This window comes from Pelagihabitans pacificus, from assembly GCF_009371985.2.
GTDB lineage: Bacteria > Bacteroidota > Bacteroidia > Flavobacteriales > Flavobacteriaceae > Pelagihabitans > Pelagihabitans pacificus.
Map to the genome: position 1 here is coordinate 1 of NZ_VIKU02000015.1, position 3,179 is coordinate 3,179.

Consider the following 3,179-nt stretch of genomic DNA (forward strand, 5'->3'; position numbering starts at 1 on the left):
TCCTTTAGAAATTAATCCCAATCCTTTATCCATCCCATATAGATTACTGTCATTTTCTCTTATTAAAAGAATTGGATATTTTATTTCTGATTTTGTCATTCCTAATTGTAGCTAACGGTCTCGGCTATGATTTCGTTGTGGAATCATCCGCAGGATTATTCCGCCGAAATCCAGCCGTTTGATTTATATCTTTACTTTGGTGTGGCACAAAACCACAATGAATTATAGCCATTGTTGGCAAATCGTTTTTATATCTGTTCTTTAATTAATTCAATTTTCATTGGCTTTATTTTCAATGCCTTTTGAAATCCGTCAGATTCTTCAATTGACTTTTTAAACTCTTTTAAGTCCGATGTCGAATCGTGTCGCAAGTCGAATTCCGCAATTTCTTTAAAATCCGATGGCTCATAAATCATATCAATTCGGTATTCGTAAAGATTTCCGTCATTTTGGTCTACCTTTTGGTGGGCAAAAGCTATTTCAAAAGTTTTAGCATCGTCTTTCCAATAATCAGTTCCATAAATCACATAAATGTCAATCGGCTTTTCATTGGATTCCACCGTTGAACTCTTATTTGATTGATATAATTCCACAATTGAATTCAAGGCAATTACAGGATTCAATTCAGAATTTCCATTCAGATTTGAATTAACAATTTGTTCTAATTTATCCACTTGTCCTTTTAGAATAATTTTGCTTCCATTTTTTCCACTCGAATTACATCCTAAAAAAAGGATTGAAACTAAAATCAGAATTATTTTCGGTGTTTTCATAAATGTTTGCCAACGGTTTTGGCTATGGTTTCGTTACGGAATGGTACGCGAGTATCATTCCGCCGTAACCATAAATTTAGCAAAAAGGCTAGAAATTTCGATTAGGAATTTCAGCCGTAATGAACTATAGCCGTTGTTGTAAACAGTTATTTTTTCCAAATTTCAAATTCAGAACGGATAATTTCAATTAGTTCGCAAACGTATTTTGGTTCGTCAATTTCAGGGTATTTCTCATTATAAAAAAAAGGATTTCCAAATTCAAATTCGTTTGTTTTGTATCGGTTTTTTACTCTAAAAAAATAACTTGTTCCATCCAGAGCTGCTGATTTTTTCGATAGAATGTCCCATTCCGTTCTTGTTTTTTTATGCTTACTGCTATATCTTCTTTCTTCTTTTTTTATGACACCTCTTTCCGATAATTTCCAATCTATTTCACTTCTATTTGGCAGTTCAAATATGTAGCTCCGAAATAAGTTCAGATAAACATATTCCATATCACTTTTAGAATTCAATATTGTTTTCTCTGTTTTCAATTCACTTGTGCTATCAACTTTTGACCAATGCTCATAAAATTCAGCTGTCCATTTATCATACTCATTTTTATACATTCTAAAAAGTGAAGTATAATTGGTTATTCCAGGACCTGCATAAATTCTTATTTCGGTTGGATAATAAAGAGAGTCAGATATTCCTAAATCCGCATTAATGTCACTCCAGTGTTGAGCGTTTGCTTCGATAAAGCAAAGAATTAAAATTGATGTAAGAATGTTTCTCATAATTGTTTACAACGGTCTAGGCTATGATTTCGTTGTGGAATCCCCCGCAAGATTATTCCGCTTAGAAATCAGCTTTTGATTAATACTTTTACTTTGGTGTGGCACCAAACCACAATGAATTATAGCCATTGTTAGGCTCAGTATTTGACTCATTTATTCTTTAAATTGTTCAAGTAACGCCAAACTACGAACCAGGGCTATCATATTGCGGTTATTATCGGTCTCATCCTTACGTGCACTAAAAAATGCAATAATTAATCTTTTTGAAGGGGATATGTAAAGACCCTGACCTCCAAAGCCTTCTTTAAAGAAGTCACCGTCTTCAAAAATCACATCCCAATGATAGCTCTGAAAATCTGCGCCTTGTCCTTCATAATAATGTTTCCTCAAATGCTGATCTGTTCCTCCGTCAGATCTAAATAATGCTCTATCTCCGGTATGAATTTGATTTAAATATCGTGCCGATGCTATTTTTGTAGTAGCGTCATCTGTAAAGGCCAGTCCATATCTGGCAAGATCTCTTAGGCGCATTAACATTAAACCGTAACTTCCGGCAACACCAGTACTGGATAGCGTTACCCTTGCATCATCTTCGGCTCCAATTCTTGACCATATATAGTCCTGAACCAACTCATGAAAAGGCTTTGAAGAAACTCTTTCAGCGATGGTCGTCAGAATAACAGAATTGGCGGAAGTATAATCGTAGGTTTGCCCAGCAGGTTCAATTTTTCCTGAATTGGACAATAATTCTATTAAGCTTTCTTCAAATCCAGGATTTGGCTCTGTATAAACCGCAGAATGCTGAAGTAATTTATAAAAACAATGGTTTGGGTCAGTATAGGATCCCTCATCGCTTTCTCTGCAGTTGATTCCTGAGGTCATCCTTAACAAATTTTCAATGGTTACATTGGCCAATGGCTTATCCTTAAACTCTGTAATATGCTTCCCAATCGGATCTTGTTCGTTAAGTTTTCCTTCATCTGCCAAATGTGCTATTACGGTTCCTAAAAAAGTTTTACTCACAGAACCCAAAAAATGCTTGTCAGAAGGTTCCATTTCGGGATACCTTTCATAAACCACTTGTCCTTTGTGAAGAACAATTACACCATTAACTTGTTTTTCATCGCAAATTTGGTCAAGTGATGTTTCCTTTTCAAAGAAGGCACTGGTGAGAATCTCTTGACCGAGGGTTTGACTTATATTTTCTGAAAGCTTTATTGTTTTTGTATTTCCTTTTTCTATCAGAACAGTAGGAATATAGTTTTCCATATGGCTAAATACCTCTGTTATTTGAGGTCCTCTTCCAATAAGGGATTCAGGAACCGTAAAGATTATTTTATGGTCTTTTGATGTGGGAATTTTTCTTGATTCTACAGCTAATGCAATTTTTTCTTCTAATGTGAGCTCTTTGACTTGTTTTTTGCATCCAACGAATAGAAGCAAACTGAGAGTGATAAGTACCTTTAACGACAGTTTGTTGGTTATCATATTTAATTGCGTTTTTATTGAGCCTAACGGTCTCGGCTATGAACAGTTGCGTGTGTTAGCACGGACTTTTGCAAGTACAAGATAAGCTGAAAATTCCGCAGGAATTTTCAGGATAAGCCTCTAATAGCAATTGTTTATAGCC

At 35.0% G+C, this 3,179-nt stretch carries 3 protein-coding genes; all 3 read right to left on the reverse strand.

Annotation, left to right across the window (positions count from 1 at the left end; translation table 11 throughout):
- Positions 1-248: 248 nt before the first annotated feature.
- The 3 genes from FK220_RS19915 to FK220_RS19925 all read right to left on the reverse strand — a co-directional run bounded on the left by FK220_RS19915 (position 249) and on the right by FK220_RS19925 (position 3,037).
- Positions 249-773, reverse strand: coding sequence for a hypothetical protein (locus FK220_RS19915; protein WP_152576118.1), 525 nt, complete (start codon positions 771-773; stop codon positions 249-251).
- Between the two features lie 146 nt (positions 774-919).
- Positions 920-1,549 carry a hypothetical protein gene (locus FK220_RS19920; RefSeq protein ID WP_152576119.1) on the reverse strand — a complete coding sequence of 210 codons (630 nt, stop codon included), beginning with the start codon at positions 1,547-1,549 and terminating at the stop codon, positions 920-922.
- Positions 1,550-1,702: 153 nt separating this feature from the next.
- The gene (locus tag FK220_RS19925; RefSeq protein ID WP_152576120.1) at positions 1,703-3,037 is read right to left on the reverse strand and encodes a serine hydrolase domain-containing protein; all 1,335 of its coding nucleotides are present in this window, start codon (positions 3,035-3,037) and stop codon (positions 1,703-1,705) included.
- Between the last annotated feature and the right edge of the window lie 142 nt (positions 3,038-3,179).